The organism is Ruegeria sp. CDSA020, from assembly GCF_059612345.1.
Genome location: NZ_JBXWQK010000013.1, coordinates 43,056 through 59,701, shown reverse-complemented (window position 1 = coordinate 59,701; position 16,646 = coordinate 43,056). Strand labels below are relative to the sequence as shown.

General features: G+C 57.0%; 16 protein-coding genes. 6 read left to right on the top strand and 10 right to left on the bottom strand.

Features of this window, described 5'->3' with window-relative positions; all coding sequences use genetic code 11:
* Genes AC2FJW_RS18520 through AC2FJW_RS18505 form a run of 4 tightly spaced genes read left to right on the top strand, consistent with a single transcriptional unit; the run spans window position 1 to window position 4,299 of the window.
* Window positions 1–1,545: a trimethylamine methyltransferase family protein gene (locus tag AC2FJW_RS18520; RefSeq protein ID WP_496750996.1), complete on the top strand. Its 1,545-nt coding sequence runs from the start codon at window positions 1–3 to the stop codon at window positions 1,543–1,545.
* Complete coding sequence (locus AC2FJW_RS18515; protein ID WP_282022267.1) at window positions 1,546–2,220, top strand: TetR/AcrR family transcriptional regulator; 675 nt, start codon at window positions 1,546–1,548, stop codon at window positions 2,218–2,220.
* The gene (locus AC2FJW_RS18510) at window positions 2,217–3,521 is read left to right on the top strand and encodes an NAD(P)/FAD-dependent oxidoreductase (RefSeq protein WP_281995902.1); all 1,305 of its coding nucleotides are present in this window, start codon (window positions 2,217–2,219) and stop codon (window positions 3,519–3,521) included. The genes AC2FJW_RS18515 and AC2FJW_RS18510 overlap by 4 nt, the downstream gene beginning before the upstream one ends.
* Before the next feature lie 55 nt (window positions 3,522–3,576).
* Window positions 3,577–4,299, top strand: a complete 723-nt coding sequence (locus AC2FJW_RS18505) for a hypothetical protein (RefSeq protein WP_496698811.1) — start codon at window positions 3,577–3,579, stop codon at window positions 4,297–4,299.
* Window positions 4,300–4,319: 20 nt separating this feature from the next.
* On the opposite strand, the gene AC2FJW_RS18500 is transcribed toward AC2FJW_RS18505, so the two are convergent.
* A complete protein-coding gene (locus AC2FJW_RS18500) occupies window positions 4,320–4,679 on the bottom strand; it encodes a DUF3307 domain-containing protein (RefSeq protein WP_496692932.1) in 360 nt (119 codons plus the stop codon).
* A 244-nt stretch (window positions 4,680–4,923) separates the two neighbouring features.
* On the opposite strand from AC2FJW_RS18500, the gene AC2FJW_RS18495 reads away from it, so the two are divergent.
* Complete coding sequence (locus tag AC2FJW_RS18495) at window positions 4,924–7,920, top strand: ABC transporter transmembrane domain-containing protein (RefSeq protein ID WP_496692964.1); 2,997 nt, start codon at window positions 4,924–4,926, stop codon at window positions 7,918–7,920.
* Here AC2FJW_RS18495 and AC2FJW_RS18490 read toward each other — a convergent pair.
* The 9 genes from AC2FJW_RS18490 to AC2FJW_RS18450 all read right to left on the bottom strand — a co-directional run bounded on the left by AC2FJW_RS18490 (window position 7,917) and on the right by AC2FJW_RS18450 (window position 16,095).
* On the bottom strand, window positions 7,917–8,210 hold the full coding sequence (locus AC2FJW_RS18490) for an ArsR/SmtB family transcription factor (RefSeq protein ID WP_496692965.1): 294 nt from the start codon (window positions 8,208–8,210) through the stop codon (window positions 7,917–7,919). The genes AC2FJW_RS18495 and AC2FJW_RS18490 overlap by 4 nt on opposite strands.
* A 109-nt stretch (window positions 8,211–8,319) precedes the next feature.
* On the bottom strand, window positions 8,320–9,552 hold the full coding sequence (locus AC2FJW_RS18485) for a mandelate racemase/muconate lactonizing enzyme family protein (protein WP_496750994.1): 1,233 nt from the start codon (window positions 9,550–9,552) through the stop codon (window positions 8,320–8,322).
* 24 nt (window positions 9,553–9,576) lie between these two features.
* Window positions 9,577–10,671 (bottom strand): Zn-dependent alcohol dehydrogenase, encoded by a 1,095-nt coding sequence (locus AC2FJW_RS18480; RefSeq protein ID WP_496692966.1) that lies wholly within the window; start codon window positions 10,669–10,671, stop codon window positions 9,577–9,579.
* Between the two features lie 82 nt (window positions 10,672–10,753).
* Window positions 10,754–11,953, bottom strand: a complete 1,200-nt coding sequence (locus AC2FJW_RS18475) for a TCR/Tet family MFS transporter (protein WP_496692934.1) — start codon at window positions 11,951–11,953, stop codon at window positions 10,754–10,756.
* A gap of 73 nt (window positions 11,954–12,026) precedes the next feature.
* Entirely contained in the window at window positions 12,027–12,752 is a 726-nt protein-coding gene (locus AC2FJW_RS18470) for an alpha/beta fold hydrolase (RefSeq protein WP_496694537.1), read from the bottom strand.
* 12 nt (window positions 12,753–12,764) lie between these two features.
* Window positions 12,765–13,553 (bottom strand): 3-oxoadipate enol-lactonase, encoded by a 789-nt coding sequence (gene pcaD / locus AC2FJW_RS18465; protein ID WP_496750993.1) that lies wholly within the window; start codon window positions 13,551–13,553, stop codon window positions 12,765–12,767.
* Window positions 13,554–13,610: 57 nt separating this feature from the next.
* Window positions 13,611–14,585, bottom strand: coding sequence for a threonine ammonia-lyase (locus AC2FJW_RS18460; protein WP_496750992.1), 975 nt, complete (start codon window positions 14,583–14,585; stop codon window positions 13,611–13,613).
* On the bottom strand, window positions 14,582–15,409 hold the full coding sequence (locus AC2FJW_RS18455; RefSeq protein ID WP_496750991.1) for an alpha/beta fold hydrolase: 828 nt from the start codon (window positions 15,407–15,409) through the stop codon (window positions 14,582–14,584). Before AC2FJW_RS18455 ends, AC2FJW_RS18460 begins: the two co-directional genes overlap by 4 nt.
* On the bottom strand, window positions 15,409–16,095 hold the full coding sequence (locus AC2FJW_RS18450; protein WP_496704095.1) for a haloacid dehalogenase type II: 687 nt from the start codon (window positions 16,093–16,095) through the stop codon (window positions 15,409–15,411). The genes AC2FJW_RS18455 and AC2FJW_RS18450 overlap by 1 nt, the downstream gene beginning before the upstream one ends.
* 109 nt (window positions 16,096–16,204) lie before the next feature.
* Here AC2FJW_RS18450 and AC2FJW_RS18445 point away from each other — a divergent pair, with 109 nt between their 5' ends.
* Window positions 16,205–16,633 carry an FKBP-type peptidyl-prolyl cis-trans isomerase gene (locus AC2FJW_RS18445; RefSeq protein ID WP_142639411.1) on the top strand — a complete coding sequence of 143 codons (429 nt, stop codon included), beginning with the start codon at window positions 16,205–16,207 and terminating at the stop codon, window positions 16,631–16,633.
* Window positions 16,634–16,646: the final 13 nt, after the last annotated feature.

Genomic DNA, 16,646 nt, shown 5'->3' with positions numbered 1-16,646 from the left:
GTGTCGGCCAGCGATCAGGGACGCAGGCGCAGACGGCGCGGCGTGGATGCCGCGCCGCCGCCCGGTCGGGATATCAACTATCGCCAGCTGAAAAATCCTTTTCCACTGATGGAGGTCTTTCCCGCAGACCAGATCGCCGACATGCACGAAACCGCGCTGCGCATCTTGCAAGAGCTGGGTGTGAAAGTTCTGCTGCCCGAGGCGCGGAATATCTTTGCCAAAGCCGGCGCGCGCGTAGATGCCGATAGCGAGATGGTCTATATCGGTCGCGATATGGTCGAGGCTGCGGTGGCCTCGGCGCCGAAATCCATTGCCTGCCGGGCCGGTGCTCGGCAGAGGGATTTCACATTGGAACTGGGCAGCCTTGTGTTCCAACCGGGGGCAGGGGCGCCGAATGCCACTGATCTGGAACGCGGACGTCGCCCGGCGACCGGGCAGGACTATCTGGAATTTCTGAAGCTCACCCATCATTTCGACGTCTTTCAAATGATCTCGCCGCAGGTCGAACCGCAGGATGTGCCGACCCCTCTGCGGCATTATTTCACCACGCAGGCGCAGATGGAGCTGACAGACAAGTTCCCATTCTTCTTCTCGCGCGGAACGCCGCAGGTGATGGATTGCTTTGAGATGCTGACGACCGCGCGCGGCCTGTCGGATGACGAATTTAGGACCCACCCGCACAGCTATACGATCATCAACACCAACAGCCCGCGCACGCTGGACATACCGATGGCGCAGGGGCTGATCGACTTTGCGCGCCACGGGCAGATGTCAATCATCACGCCCTTTACGCTGATGGGGGCGATGGCACCGATCACGGTGGCGGGGGCCATCACCCTGTCCCATGCCGAGGCGTTGGCCGCACTGACTCTGACGCAATTGGCGCGTCCCGGTGCGCCTGTGTGCTATGGCACTTTCACCAGCAATGTGGATATGAAATCCGGTGCTCCGGCCTTTGGAACGCCCTCGCATTTTCAGGCCTCACTCGCGGCCGGGCAGTTGGCGCGGCATCTGGGCCTGCCGTGGCGCTCGGCTGCGGGGTCGGCTTCAAACATCAATGATGTGCAGGCGGCAAATGAAAACCAGTTTGGCCTGTGGGGGTGCCTGATGGCCGGGGCAACGGTGATCATTCACTCGGCGGGATGGCTAGAGGGCGGATTGACCGTGTCCTTTGAAAAACTGGTTTGCGACGCCGAAGTGTTGAACATGGTGGCCGAGCTGTGCGCCGGGGCGCAGGCTGGCGAAGCTGAAATTGGGTTCGACACTGCGCTAAGCGAGGTTGAGCCCAGCGGACATTTCTTTGCATCCAGCCAGACGATGGAACGCTACAATACAGAATTCTACGAGCCGCATGTCCATGATTATGCCAATTTCGGCACCTGGGCCGAGCGTGGATCGTTGGACGCAAACAGTCGTGCGACCGGTGTATGGAAGGAGATTTTGGCCAATTTTCAGCCACCTGAGAAAAACAGCGATCAGATTGGCGCGCTGAAAGACTTTATTGCCAAACGTACCGAAGAGGGCGGCGCGCCGCCGGAGAGTTAAATGAATACGAAACCCATACTGCACCGGGACGACCCGGAAGCTGAACCGCTGATCGGAAATGTCAAGGTCACGCGCGACGACTGGCTGAACGTGGCGTTGGATGTGCTGATCTCGGACGGGGTCGATCAGATCAAGGTGATGAATCTGGCGGAACGGATGGCCGTGTCTCGGTCGTCCTTCTATTGGTACTTCAAATCGCGCCAGGAACTGCTGGATGCTCTTCTGGCACGGTGGCAGGCCACCAATACCGCGGCATTGGTCGCGCAGGCCGAAGCTCCAGCAAAGACGATAACTGGTGCGGTGTGCAATGTGCATCGCTGTGTCGTCAATACCGACCTGTTTGACACCGCGCTGGATTTCGCGGTGCGCGACTGGGCGCGCAAATCGGGCAAGGTGCGGCGCGCGCTGGACCAGTCTGACGCCCGACGGTTGCTAGCGCTGCACGCCATGTTTGCCCGCTTTGGCTATTCCGAGGTCGAGGCGGAAACCCGCGCGCGCGTGCTGTATTACATGCAGATAGGATACGATCTGGCGCAGCTGAATGAACCGATGTCCACGCGGATATCAATGGTGCCGCACTATCTATATGTCTTCACCGGGGTCGAGCCGAGGCCAGAGGAAGTGGAAGAATTCAGCGCCTATTCGCGCCATCACTGGAAAGGAGAGCCATCATGAGTCAACCAGATGCAATCATCATCGGAACAGGCGTGATCGGGGCGGCCATCGCGTTCGAAATGGCCAAGGCCGGGTGGAAAACCGTATCTCTGGACCGGAACGCTCAGGTTGGCCATGGCTCAACCGCCGGGTCCTGCGCGATCATCCGGATGCATTATTCCACCTTTGACGGCACGGCATTCGCCTGGGAAGGCTATCATTATTGGCGCGACTGGGCCGAGTATCTTGGCCTACCGCAAGGCGCCGATCTGGCCCAATTCCGCGAAACCGGCTGTCTGGTCATGAAAACCGAGGCGAACGGGCTGCTGGAAAAACACATGAAGAACAGTTCCGCGCTGAATTGCCCGTTCGAGGAATGGTCCCCCGAACAGGTCACCGACCGGCTGCCGGTCTATTCGCAGGACAGTTTTGCCCCCGCTCGTCGCATGGATGACCCCGAGTTTGGGCAGCCCAACGGACGCAAGATGCAAGGCGGCGTTTACTGGCCTCAGGCCGGGTATGTCACCGATCCGGCCCTATCCGCACAGAACCTGATGGATGCCGCCAAACAGCACGGGGCCGAAGTGCGAACCGGGGCCGAAGTGGTCGAGATTTTGACTGATGGCGGGCGAGTTTCTGGTGTCAGGTTGGCATCGGGAGAAGACATTCATGCGAAAGTTGTGGTTAACGTAGCCGGACCGGGTTCGGCCATCATCAACGGGATGGCAGATGTTCTGGATGACATGACCATCCAGACCCGCCCCTTGCGCCAAGAGGTCGTTCACGTCCCTGCGCCCGAGGGGTTTGACTTTGAAAAGGACGGCACAATCGTGTCGGACAGCGATATCGCCTGCTATTGCCGGCCTGAGCATGGCAACCACATCCTGGTGGGCTCGGAAGACCCCGAATGCGACCCACATCAATGGTGCGAAGATGACGTAACCTATAATCGCGACTTTACCGACCAGTGGACGACACAAGCGATGCGCTATGCCCAGAGAGTGCCTAGCCTTGGCATTCCTTCCAAGACCCGCGGTGTGGTGGACCTGTATGATGCGTCGACGGATTGGATTCCAATCTATGATAAATCCAGCCTTCCCGGTTTTTATATGGCCTGCGGATCCAGTGGAAATCAGTACAAGAACGCGCCGATTGCAGGCAAGATGATGACGGCGCTGATCGGGTATTGCGAAGACGGCGCGGATCATGACAGTGCGCCGCTACAATTTGAACTGCCCTATATTGGACGCACAATCGACGTCGGTTTCTATTCCCGCAAGCGCCCGATCAACAAAGAAAGCAGTTTTTCCGTTTTGGGCTAGCCGACGCGTCCTGATGCACTAGCATTCAAGGGATCAAGTTGAGCCCGGACGCATAATGACCAAATCGAAGAACAAGGTTCTGATCCTCGGCAGCGCCCCCACGGCGCTGCGTGCGCGGGACTGGGCGCGTACGCTGTTCACGCATATAGTCGCTATCAACAATGCCTGGCGGGTCCGCGCAGACTGGGATTTTCTGATCCACCCCGAGGATTTCCCGACCAAGAACATGCCCACATCTGTCAGTGACATTCAGCGTATAGTCACTGCAAATGAATACGTTCCGATACAGAACGGTTTCGGTGGATTTGTCTATGCCGGGGGAACGATGGCCTTTACGGCCGGATACTGGGCTTTGTCTGCATTGCAGCCCTCGGTTCTGGCTTATTGCGGTTGCGATATGATCTATTCCGGACAGGGTCGGACACATTTCTACGGCAACGGAGCCGCAGATCCGTTGCGACCCGATGTGACCTTGCGACTGCTCGAGGCGAAGTCGGCGCGACTAGGATTGTTTGCTGCGGCGCAGGGCTGTCGCACAGTGCGATTGTCCGAAGGACCAAGCCGACTGGTTTACCCCTCGGTCAGCAGCGAAGATTTGTCTTCGGTCGAGATGCCTTCTACATCGGGGATGGCTGAGATCATACGGTCGGAGTCGGATCTTGGGTATTTCGTGGAGTCTGGCCGGTACTGGGAAGTTGAGACCGAGTTCGACCCGCAGAAGATCGATGCCATAGACCAGCGGTGGCTATCGCTCTATCCATCGGCCACTCAGCTCTGAATTGCTGTGGTAATTCTGGTTCAGGCCGCGAATGTCGCCCAGGCCCAGACCATTGCCACATAGGTCAGATTATGCATGCACTGATCCAGCCCGGCTGCACGCCAAAAGGCTGCCTGAGTCGGCATAAGCTGTTTTTTGTCGGAATAGCTGGCTTTGGCAAAATCAATGTTGAAATGAACTATCCACTCTAGCGCGGCAATGATCAGGATAAACGGCAGCGGAGCGCCGAAAACCAAAAAGACCAATACCGAACCAACAACATGCACAGCAGCATGTTGCGCGCGTCCCCAGTGAAAATACTCACCCCGGCCTGACAGCATCTTGGGCGTCTGGAGGTAAAAATCTGCAAACATATGTTTGATCTGCAATAAGCAGAGCATTAATAACACAGTGCCTAATGTGGCAGGCAAAAGACTCCTCCCGATATCGTCCTAAAGCGAACAGTAGGGGCTAATGTGAGGTTGCGCAAATGAACTTGTTCACATTCGGCAAATATCTGTTCAATTCGGAAACTATTTGCGTCTGCAGGCTTGATTGCGGTAAATTCAGACTGTTGAATTTACGAGAATTTCGTAAAGACCGGGTCAGTGATCCGCAGCAGGGGCAGGTTCCATAGAACGCACGATTTTCCGTTTTATCTGGAAATATTCAAAGCGCGACCAGCTGATTTTGCTGGCCGTAACCACGTCTTTGTTTCCGCTGCTTTACCTGACGCTGGAACTGCCCAAGCGCATCATCAATGACGCGATCGGGGCTGCGACCCCTGTTGTTGATGTGCTGGGCTACAGCCTGTCGCAAACGAATTTTCTGATCATATTATGCATTGGGTTTCTGCTCGCCGTTCTGGCGCATGGTTTGATGAAAATGCGCATCAACACCATGAAAGGCGTCCTGAGCGAACGGATGCTGCGCCGATTCCGGTATCAGATGATCAGCCGCGCCTTGAGATTTCCGCAACCCTATTTCGAACGGGTCAGCCAAGGCGAAATGGTGTCGATGATCACCGCTGAAAGCGAGCCGATGGGTGGGCTGATGGGCGATGCGATCAGCCAGCCGGTATTGCAGGCGGGACAGATGATCACGATCCTGTCCTTCCTGTTCCTACAGAGCTTTTGGTTCGGGCTTGCTGCCGTTTCCCTGATCCCGTTACAGGCCTGGTTGATCCCAAAGCTGCAGCGCCAGATCAATCTGTTGAACAAAAGCCGCATCCAGGAAGTGCGCGTGCTGGCTGCACAGATCGGTGAAAACGCAGCAGGTGCGTCAACGCTGCGGGCAAATGGTGGCTGGCGGTATCGCCGGGCAATGATCTCGGATCAGCTGGGCCGGTTGTTTGAAATCCGCTTCGATATCTACCAGAAAAAGTTCTTTATGAAGTTCATCAACAACTTCATTTCGCAGCTTACCCCATTCCTGTTTTATCTGGTTGGCGGCATTCTGGTCTTGCAGGGCTCGGTCTCGTTGGGGGCGTTGGTTGCGGCTTTGGCGGCTTACAAGGATCTCAGTTCGCCTTGGAAAGAGTTGCTCACATATTACAACCAGACACAGGATATGTCCCTGCGCTGGGATGTTGTGATCGAACGCTTTGCGCCCTCTGGAATGCAGGACGAAAGCCTGTTCGAGGGCGAGCCCGACAAACATCCCAGGCTGGACGGGGATATTGTTCTGAAACATGCATCTGTTCGTGACATGGATGGGAATCTGGTTCTGGACGACCTCGATCTGACATTCCCAGGCGGTAAAACCATCGGAATCGCTGCGCCCAGCGAAGAAGACCGGCGCGCGGTTTCGGAATTGCTGACCCGAGAGATCCTGCCCAGTTCCGGCAGGGTAACGGTCGGGCAGGAAGATTTGTCAAAGCTGCATCAGGGGGTCATTGCTGCGCGGATCGGTTTTGCCTCATCGCGACCGGTTATGTTTCAGGGAACTTTAGGCGACAATGTGATGATGCCGATGCGTCTTCGTCCTCTGTCGACAGAATCAGACGACCCCGGCTTTGCTGAAACAAGACGAGCGGGCAACAGTACCGACCCGTTTAGAGTTGATTGGCTGGACCCGTCGCTGGCTGGTTTGAACACCGTGGAAGACCTGCGCGACTGGTGGTTACAACTGATCGACGGTCTTGGTTCGGGCGCTGCCCTGTTTCAGCGCGGTGCTGAACAGACATTCGAAGCCAACGAGCACCCCGAGTTGGTCAGAAAACTGGTTGAACTACGGCCCAAAGTTCAGGAGGCGGTGGTCAAGGCTGGGCTGCAACAGCAGGCTCTGATCTTTGACCGCAATGCATATAATGCGGCCTTGCCGGTCGCGGAAAACCTGCTTTTCGCGACACCCTGCGTTCCGGTCACTCAGGAAATACTAACCCGTCAGGGCGTGTTTTTGGGGCAGCTACGCGAGCTGGGCTTGGACGAAACCCTGGTCAGCCTGACGCGCGATGTCATTGATATGTTGCGCCAGATCTTTGGATTGGACGGCACGGACCACCCGTTGTTCCGCAAGCTTGGCCTGCAGGCCGAAGTCTACGAAGCTGCAGTCGAACTGGTAGAGCGCACCCGAAACGAAGGTGTCAGCGGTCTGGATGATGGGCAACTGGCCAACCTTCTGGCGGTTCCGTTTGTCATCTCGGCAGAACAGATTGGCCCCGCGTTTACGGATGAATTGAAAAACCGCATACTTGAATTGCGGCAAAGCCACTCCGAAAAGCTGCTGCAACATCTGAATGATGTCTTCGTGCCGCTGAAGGAAACCGAGTTTGCCCCCGGTCTGACCGTGATGGAGAACGCTTTGTTCGGTAAGGTCAGCCAGATCGGCGGCGCGCGATCAGATGAGGTACGTAAGCTGATCGTTGATGTCCTTTCTGAAAACGGTGCCCGACCTTTGGTGGTCGAGCTGATTTACGATGTACCGGTCTCGCTGGGCGGGCAGAACCTGCCTGCGGTTTTCGCCGAACCTTTGGCCTTTACGCGGGCTACGATCAAGAAACCCGACATTCTGATCCTGGATAATGCTTTGGCAAGCTATGACATGGAAACTCAGATTGCGGTCTATAAAAACCTGCGCGCCCTGTTGCCAAATGCGACGGTGATTTATCTGAACGATCAGTACGAAAACCCTGACGTATTCGACATGTTCATAGAAATAAGGCAAGGTCGTGTGGTTTCAGACGAAGGACCCGCCGACGTGGAAGAAGATAGCGCAGCATCAGCCGATTTGGCGCGCAAGCTTCGTGCGCTGGAACAGACGCCGCTGTTTTCCGGTCTTGACCGCAGGCAGCTGCGCCTTCTGGCATTTGGTGCGCGCTGGTTCCAGGCCCAACCGGGAGAGGTGGTGTTCCTGAAAGACGACCAGCCCACCGATGGGGCCTATGTCGTTTTGGAAGGCGAGGCAGGCCTGTATTTGCCGCAATCAGAAGGTCCCGATCAACTGATCGCAACGGTTGGCTCCGGCGCATTGGTCGGAGAGTTGGGGTTGATCCGAAAGGAACCCCGCGCCCTGAGCATGATTGCGGAAACCGACCTGTCTTGTCTGCGTATCGGTGAGGAAGAATTCCTGGCCGTGGTCGAAAACGATGCCGCAACCGCTTTCAAGCTGATGCAGGTGATCGCCGGCTATGTTTCGAACTAGGGGTTGGCTTCAGGTTTGCAGAACAGGTCGTATAGCAACTGGATGACTTTCTCTGTATTTCCGTCCTGCAGGGAATAGTAGATGGTTTTGCCATCGCGCCGTGTCGACACCAGCTGTTCTTCTCGTAGGCGTGCCAACATCTGACTGACTGCGGCCTGCCGGATTTGCAGCAGTTTTTCCAGCTCACCAACCGATTTCTCGCCATCACCCAGATGGCACAAAATCATCAGGCGACCTTCATGCGCCAGCGTCTTCAGGTACGCGGCGGCACGTGCGGCACTTTCCTGCATGCCGGGCGGAGTTTCGTCCGTATTCAGTGTTTCGTGGTCTTGAACTGTCACGTGCGTATTGGTTCCAAACTTGGCTTTGGCGCAATATGACTCAGAATTTCAGTACTTGTCACCCCTTTGAAGCAGGGGCACCGCCCTGAAAGGCGTTGCCGTTGGCATAGTCGCAAGGTTCTTCCTGCATCTGAAGGTGCAACCCATCGCCGGTATAGGGGTGTGAGCGGGCCAGATCTTCGTTCACTTCGATCCCCAACCCTGGCGCATTCGGTGCCACGACAAAGCCATTTTCAACGCGCAGTGAACCTTTGATCAAAGCGTCGTGATACGGCGTATCAATGGTTTCCAGCAACAGCAGATTTGGGATTGAGGCTGCCAGATGGATATTGGCGGCCCATTCAACTGGACCAGCATAGAGATGCGGAGCCATCTGGGCGTTGAATATCTCGGCCATGGCGGCGACTTTCTTCATCTCCCATATCCCACCTGCACGCCCAAGGGCGGGTTGCAGGATTTCTGCAGCACCTGCGCGCAAAACTGCACCGAATTCGGCTTTGGTGGTCATGCGTTCCCCGGTTGCCACGGGTATTCGCACGTTGCGAGCGACGCGGGCCATGTCTTCGATCATGTCAGGTGGGGTAGGTTCTTCGAACCAAAGCGGTGAATAGGGTTCCAGCGCCTGACCCAGCCGGATTGCGCCTGCGGTGTTGAACTGACCGTGGGTGCCAAACAACAGGTCGGCCCTGTCGCCGACCGCTTCACGGATCGCTTTGCAAAAGGCAACTGACATCGAGATGTCGGACATAGCAGGCATATGCCCGCCACGGATCGTGTAGGGACCAGCGGGATCAAATTTTACTGCCGTGAAGCCGCGGCTCACCATTTCAGCTGCACATTCCGCGGCCTGGTCGGGCGAAGTCCAAAAGTCGGCCAGGTCATGCTGGGGCAGGGGGTAAAGGTAGGTGTAGGCCCGGATGCGTTGATTAACCAGCCCACCCAAAAGCGCATAAACCGGACGGTCGCGATCTTTACCCAGAATGTCCCAACACGCGATTTCCAACCCTGAAAACGCACCCATTACGGTCAGGTCGGGGCGCTGGGTAAAGCCGCTGGAATAGACGCGGCGGAACATAAGCTCGATATTCTCGGGGTTCTCGCCGAGCATATGCCGTTCAAAGACATCCCGGATTACGTGACACATAGCTTCAGGTCCAATGGATGAGGCATAGCATTCGCCCCAACCGGTGACGCCTGTGTCGGTAGTAACCTTTACCAGTATCCAGTACCGGCCACCCCAACCCGGAGCAGGGGGGGCCGTGACAATGATATCGAGATCCTGCAGTTTCATAGGACATACTCCAGCCGGGGCTGCTTAGGCCCTGTCAAACATGATGACGTTTCGTTTGGCCGATCCGGTTTTGGTATCCGCAATCGCCTCGTTGATTTGCGACAAAGGCCAGCGGCCCGAGATCAGTTCATCCAGCCTCAGCCGCCCCTGTTCATAGAGGTCGATCATCCAGGGAATATCACGTTGGATCACCACATCCCCCATCTTTGACCCGATCAGCCCCTGACCAAGTGCGGCCAGGACAACAGGTTCATAGCTTGCCATGTCGCCGGAATGGGGCATCCCGATCATGATGGCCTTACCGCCTCGGCCAAGATAGCGAACGGCCTGGTCATAGGCCGGGATTGCACCGACTGTGATCAGCACGGCATCGGCCCCTCGACCGCCAAGTGCGCGGTAAGCTGCCTTCCATGGTGCGTCCAAAGTGGCCAGAACGCCGTGGGTTGCACCAAATTCCTTTGCAATGGCCAGTTTGTCCTCGGTCATGTCGACAGCAACGATACGCCGGGCACCCGCAATCCGTGCGCCTTGTATGGCGTTCAGGCCAACGCCTCCGGCCCCGATCACGACGACATCCTGACCCGGGCGCAGACCGGCTGCATTCACGGCAGCGCCCACACCGGTGATCACCCCGCAAGACAGCAGACTGGCCACATCCTTCGGCATGTCCTCGGGGATTTTCACGATCTGCCGGTGGCTGACCACGACTTTTTCGGCAAAAGCCCCGCACGCCATTGCTTGCTCCAGCGGGCCCCCGTCAGCGGTGCGCAACGGACCTTTTACAGTGTCGTGGGGTGTTTCACATAAGGTTGGCTTGCCACCCGCGCAGGAGGGGCAGGAACCGCATGCACGGATCAGCGTCACCACGACGGAATCGCCAACCTCGAACCCTTCGGTCATGCCGCCCGTTGCGGTGATCACACCCGCGGCCTCATGGCCATATACAGCGGGCAGGAATCCACCCCAGGCGCCGCTGGCGAAAGAAATGTCGGAATGGCAGATCGCAACCGCATCTAGGGTGACCTCGACTTCGCCGGCGGCGGGCGGGGCGATCAGCACGTCTTCTATGACCAGGGGTTTGTCGAATGCCCGACATATGGCCGCCTTGATGGATTGCATGATGTCCTCGTATTCGGTTTTAATCACGGTGGCGCGGTTCGGAATGACCTGCAAGGCCGAAACCGTCATCGTCATGTCGTTGTTATGCAGAAATGGGGCGAGATCTGTAAAAGAGGATAAGGCCGACAATCATAAGGCACATGGCCAGAAGAAACGGCGCGCCGGGAAAATAGATGGCGGTGCCGGGCTTTGCGAACCAGGCAAATACGCTGCTCATGACCAGAGGGGAAATCACCATGGAAAGCGCGTGCAGTGAAGTTAGCACGCCCTGAAGCTCTCCTTGTTGCGAATCTGGTGTTGCGCGCGAGGCCAGAGCCTGGATTGCCGGGGTTGCGACTGCGCCGATAGCCGTGATCGGGATCAGCATCAGCGCGATTATTCCATTGGTCAGAAAAGCCAGAAGCAAAAAGCTGACAATCTCGAACACCATCCCGAGAAGGATTGTTACGCGTTCGCCGAGATAACGTGTGGCAGGGCGTATCAATCCGCCCTGAACCGCGGCCATTCCAATTCCGTAAAGACCCAGCGACACACCAATCATCTGGGGTGACCATCCAAAACGCTCGGCGGTGAAATAGGCCCAAATGGCCGGATAGACATAGATTGAGACAGAATAGAGGAAATAGACCCACAACATCGGACGGATCCCCGGCAGCGCCGCGATGGCACGCAGTGAATTCACGGGGTTAGCGCGGCGCAGGCTGAACGGGCGCCGGTTCTTATCGGTCACCGTTTCAGGCATCACTATCAAACCGACGCCGAATGTTATCGCCGAAAGCGCTGCGGCAGCCCAGAAGGGCGCACGGGTTCCATATTCGCTGAGCAATCCGCCGATGACCGGACCCAGGACAAAGCCAACCCCGAATGCCGCCCCTAACAGACCGAAATTCGCAGCTTTTTCGTGGGGTTTCGACACATCCGCCATGAACGCCGCGGCGGTGGAATGAGTTGCGGCTGTGATCCCGCCGACGATCCGACCGGCAAGTAACAGCCAGATACTGCCAGCAAGCGCCATGACCACATAGTCCAACGACATAACAAACAGAGATACCAACAATACCCCCCTGCGCCCGAAAGCGTCAGACAGGTTGCCCAGGATCGGTCCAAAGATAAATTGCATCGCTGCAAAAGCGGTGCTTAGGACGCCGCCCCAGATCGCCGCGCTGGCCAGCGTACCACCCTGAACATCAATAATGAGCTCGGGCATAATGGGCAGCACAAGGCCAATCCCCATTGCATCAATCATGACAGTGGCAAGAACAAACAGGAAAGGTAAGCGCATGGGAACCGACAAAGAAAGTTTCGGGCACCCTATCGGGGGTCAGGTTCAGAGGAAAGCCGCAAGATTTCGCAGATCAGTCAAGAGTATCAAAGCCCTGCGCGATGTCGTCCAATAGATCGGCCAGTTCTTCAGGGTGCGAAAAGAATGGCGAATGAGAGCTTTGGATGGAATGGCGCATTCCCTCGGGCATGCTGAGGCTCATGATGTGCTGGTATTCAGGCGGGATGGTATGGTCGTCGAGTGTTCGGATATATGCTTTGGGCATATCCTGAAAATGTTCTGTCAGGGTAAGCCGTGCCTCCTGAGGTGCAATGGCCTGCGGGCAAAGCCGAGCCAGCGCATAAAGCAGGACCTCTTCCGGGCAGTCGTGGTAAAACAAGGCCTTCACGCTATCGGGTTTGACCGTATAGGACAGCCCGTCAGTCGATTTTTCGACGGCATCAACTATTGTTTGCCGCGGTGATTTCCGGCGCATCTCGACCATCGACAATCCGTTCTCGGGGACGTAGGCGGACAGGAAAACAAGTCCGCGCATCGCATCCGGTCTCAATTCGGCGGCGGCACTAATGGGGTATCCCCCCCAAGAATGGCCGACGATGATCGTATCCGATCTGCTCGCAGCCAGAACGGCGTTCCGGCAACTGTCCAGGGTCACCTGGTCGATCGACGTCGGGTCAGATCCGTGGCTGGGCATATCAATTGCGCGGACCGAATGGCCGCGTGTTTCAAGTGCTGGGATCAAATCTCTCCAACACCAGGCACCATGGCATGAGCCATGGACCAACAGAAAATCCGCCAAAGCAATGCTCCTTCAGATATGACCGATGCCAGTCAAAAAGTCTTTTAGTAGCGCCGCGTATTCAATGGGTTGTTCGACGCAGGGCAGATGGCCCGCTTTGCGTATCAATTCGAAACGGGCACCAGGAATAAGATCAATGGTTTCTTTTACTAGATCCGGCGGGGTAGAGCCATCCTCGCTGCCCGCAATGCCCAAAGTCGGCAAACGCAGGCCACTTGTCGGCGTGTAAAAATCGGTTCCGGAAATGGCGGCGCAACATCCCAGATAACCTTCAACAGGTTGCCGCACCATCATGTTGCGCCATAGCAGGTGCTGGGGCGACGCGTGGAAAGCCCGCCAGAACCAGCGCTCCATAGTTGAGTCGGCTAACATTTCGATGCCGCCGATCCGGACGGCTTCCATACGGTCCGCCCAAATCGCCGGGGTGGCTATTTTGGCCGCTGTATTTGACAGAACCAGCCCGCGAATCAAATCCAGGCGTTTGACGGCCAGACCTTGCGCGATCATCCCGCCGATGGACAGACCGACAAAAACGCAATCTCGGACCTTTAGGTGATCCAGAAGGCCTTCGGCATCGCGGATCAGCGCCCCCATCGAATAGGGCGCCTGAGGCGCCGAGGACAGGCCATGCCCGCGTTTGTCGTATCGAATGACTCGCAGCCCATCAGGCAGGTATGGCAGCATCGCATCCCACAGGCGCAGATCGGTGCCCAGCGAGTTCGCGAACACGATCGGCGCGCCTTGTGGGTCGCCGTCGATCCGGTAATGGAGCTGTACATCCCCAAGGTCAGCTATCTGCATAAAAATCCTCTGTCTTTGCATGCTGAACTGGCACGCTGCCGGAACCGACGGCGATTGTCAGGTCAGGAACTCCATAGCTTTGGCAAAGACGTCCGGGTCCGCATTGCCACCCGATGCGACAATGATAACGGCGTCTCCTTGAATTTCGGACCTGCGAAACAACGCTGCGGCCAGGGAAACCGCACCACCCGGTTCAAGCACGATCTTCAGGCGCAGAAAGGCCAATGCCATGGCGCGCATCGCCTCTTCTTCGGTCACAGACAGGCCGGGACCGCACAGCCGTTGCAGGATCGGGAAGGTGATATCGCCGGGTTGCGGGGTCAGAATGGCGTCGCAGATATTGCCAGATGTGGCCGCGTTGTTCTGTATTCGTCCCAGCGCCAACGAGCGTTTGACGTCGTCAAACCCTTCGGGCTCGCAGGGGCGAGCGCGCAGACCGGGTGCGTGCCCCTCGAGCGCAAGCGCAATACCCGAGGTCAGCCCCCCGCCGCCGCAACAGACCAGCACATCAGCCTGTTCGACGCCCAGCATAGCCGCCTGGCGCGCGATTTCCAGCCCGGTTGTGGCTTGCCCGGCTATCACCAGCGGTTCATCATAGGGCCGGATCAGGGTCAAGCCACGCTTGGCCGCCACGGCCTCCCCGATTTCTTCGCGGCTTTCATTGGAGCGGTCGTACAGAACCACCTCGGCCCCCAGAGCGCGCGTGTTGTCGATTTTGAGCTTTGGGGCATCCGAAGGCATGATGATAACAGCCGAAATACCATGCTGTGCGGCGGCATAAGCCACGCCCTGAGCATGATTGCCCGAGGAATAGGCGATCACACCTTTCTTTCGGTCTACTTCACTGAGGCCCGAAATGGCCGACCACGCCCCGCGAAACTTGAAACTGCCGGTGTGCTGCAGGCATTCCGGTTTTACCAACACGCGGCGTCCCGCGATTTCATCCAAAAACGGAGAGGTCAGGATTGGTGTTTCTCTGACGTGCCCTTGCAGACGCAGGGCTGCGGCTTCGATCATTTCAAGTGTGCTCATGCCGCGTCCAGTACTTTGCGAATAACGCCCAATGATTGAGGTTCGTCCAGAAACGGTACGTGTCCGCGATCGGGCACGGTAGCCGAGATCAACCCCGGATGCCGGTTCTGCATCTCGGCCAATGTCTGCGTGCTCAGAAGATCGGAATTTTCACCGCGAATGACACCCGTTGGGATGTCGTGCAGGGCCTCGAAGAACATCCACATATCCGGGATTGCCCCGGCTGCGGCCTGTTCCAGCAGCGCTGTGCGTAGGGCCGGATCATAGCGCAGGGTCAAACCCTCTGTCGTTTCCTGATTTTGAAATTCAGCCATCTGCCGCCATCTTTCCAGTGAAATCCCTGGAAACTGCGGGCCCAACACGTGCTGAAGCGCCTGCGCTGCCTCGTCATAGGTTTTCGAGACCGGTTGCTTGCCGACATATTCCATTATTTTGGCGATGCCCGATGGGTTAAAGACCGGACCAACATCATTGAGCACAACAGCCGCCAGCCGCTTTGGGTGGGTGGTGGCCAAGGTCATCGCGATCAGGCCTCCACGTGAGGTCCCAATCACGGTCACCTGATCCAGGCCAAGATGATCCAGCAGATCAATCACGTCTTGAGATTCGCGTAACAGGCTATAGTTCCCGTGATCCGAGTCATGCTCGGATTGCCCGCGCCCGCGATAATCCATCGCGATCATCCGCCAATCGGTCATGTGCGGGGCAAGAAATGAGAAATCCCGGCTGTTTCGGGTAAGGCCTGCCAGACACAGGACCGGCCTGCCGCTGCCGGTGTCTTCGAAATAGAGGCGTTTGCCGTCGTTGGTCGAAAAAAATGGCATCAGAGTCCTGCAAGTTCCGGAATGGATGTCAGGTCGGACAGTACATGCGTTGGCTGCCATGGCAACCGATCCATTGGTTCGTTCGCTCGGTTGACCCAGGCGGTGACGAAACCATAGCCACTGGCCCCCGCTGCGTCCCAGCCATTTGAGCTGACGAACAAGACTTCGTCGCGCTCGCAGCCGAAGCTCTGCGCGACCAGATCATAAACCTTGGCATGCGGTTTGAAGACGCCGACGCTTTCGACCGACAGAATATCATCCAGAACGCCGCTTATCCCTGCGGATTGAACCGCACCATCCAGCATCGGCGGTGATCCGTTCGACAAGATCGCAGTCTGCATCCCGCCGGCCTTCAGGGTGGCCAGCATTTCGGGAACCTCGGGATAGGCCTGCAATTCCCAGTAGAGATCAAGCAGGCGCTGGCGTAGGGCCGGGTGCTGGTCCAGCCCCGTTGCCTCTAGTGCCCAATCCAGACCGTCTTGCGTGACGTCCCAGAAATCTGCATGTGCATCGGCCACCGCACGCAGCCAGGTGTATTGCAACTGTTTCAGGCGCCAGTGATTGGCCAGATCCGGCCATTTCTGCTGTAACGCCTCAAAGCCGGGTTCTGATGCAGCTTGCCTTGCGGCTGCGGCCACATCGAACAACGTGCCGTATGCATCAAAAATGCAGGTTGTGATCGGCATCAATTCCCCTCCGTTCATTCGGTGCAGGTTTGCAAAAGTGCTAAGGGTTTACAATGTTGCTTCATTGCCTAGGTTTGACCGCTCAATTTTCTATCGGCCGGAGGCCAAAATGACAGCGATAAAACAGGGCGACACAGTTCGCATCCACTATACCGGTACGTTGCAGGACGGGAATGTCTTTGACAGTTCACAAGGGCGCGATCCACTGGAATTCGAGGTGGGGTCCGGGCAGATTATTCCCGGATTGGACAGTGCAATGCCTGGTCTGGTGGCCGGGGACAAAAAACGTGTCGAGATCGCCTGCGTTGATGCTTATGGGCCGATCAATCCCGAAATGCGTCAGAGCATACCACGCGAAGGTATTCCGGACGACATCCCGCTTGAACCCGGCACCCAGTTGCAGATGCAAACGCCCGAAGGGCACGCATTGCCGGTAACTGTTGTCGAGGCTGATGAGGTGACCGTCACGCTAGACGCGAACCATCCTCTGGCCGGAAGGGACCTGATTTTCGAAATCGAAGTGGTTTCGGTGAATTGAGTTTCGTGATCTG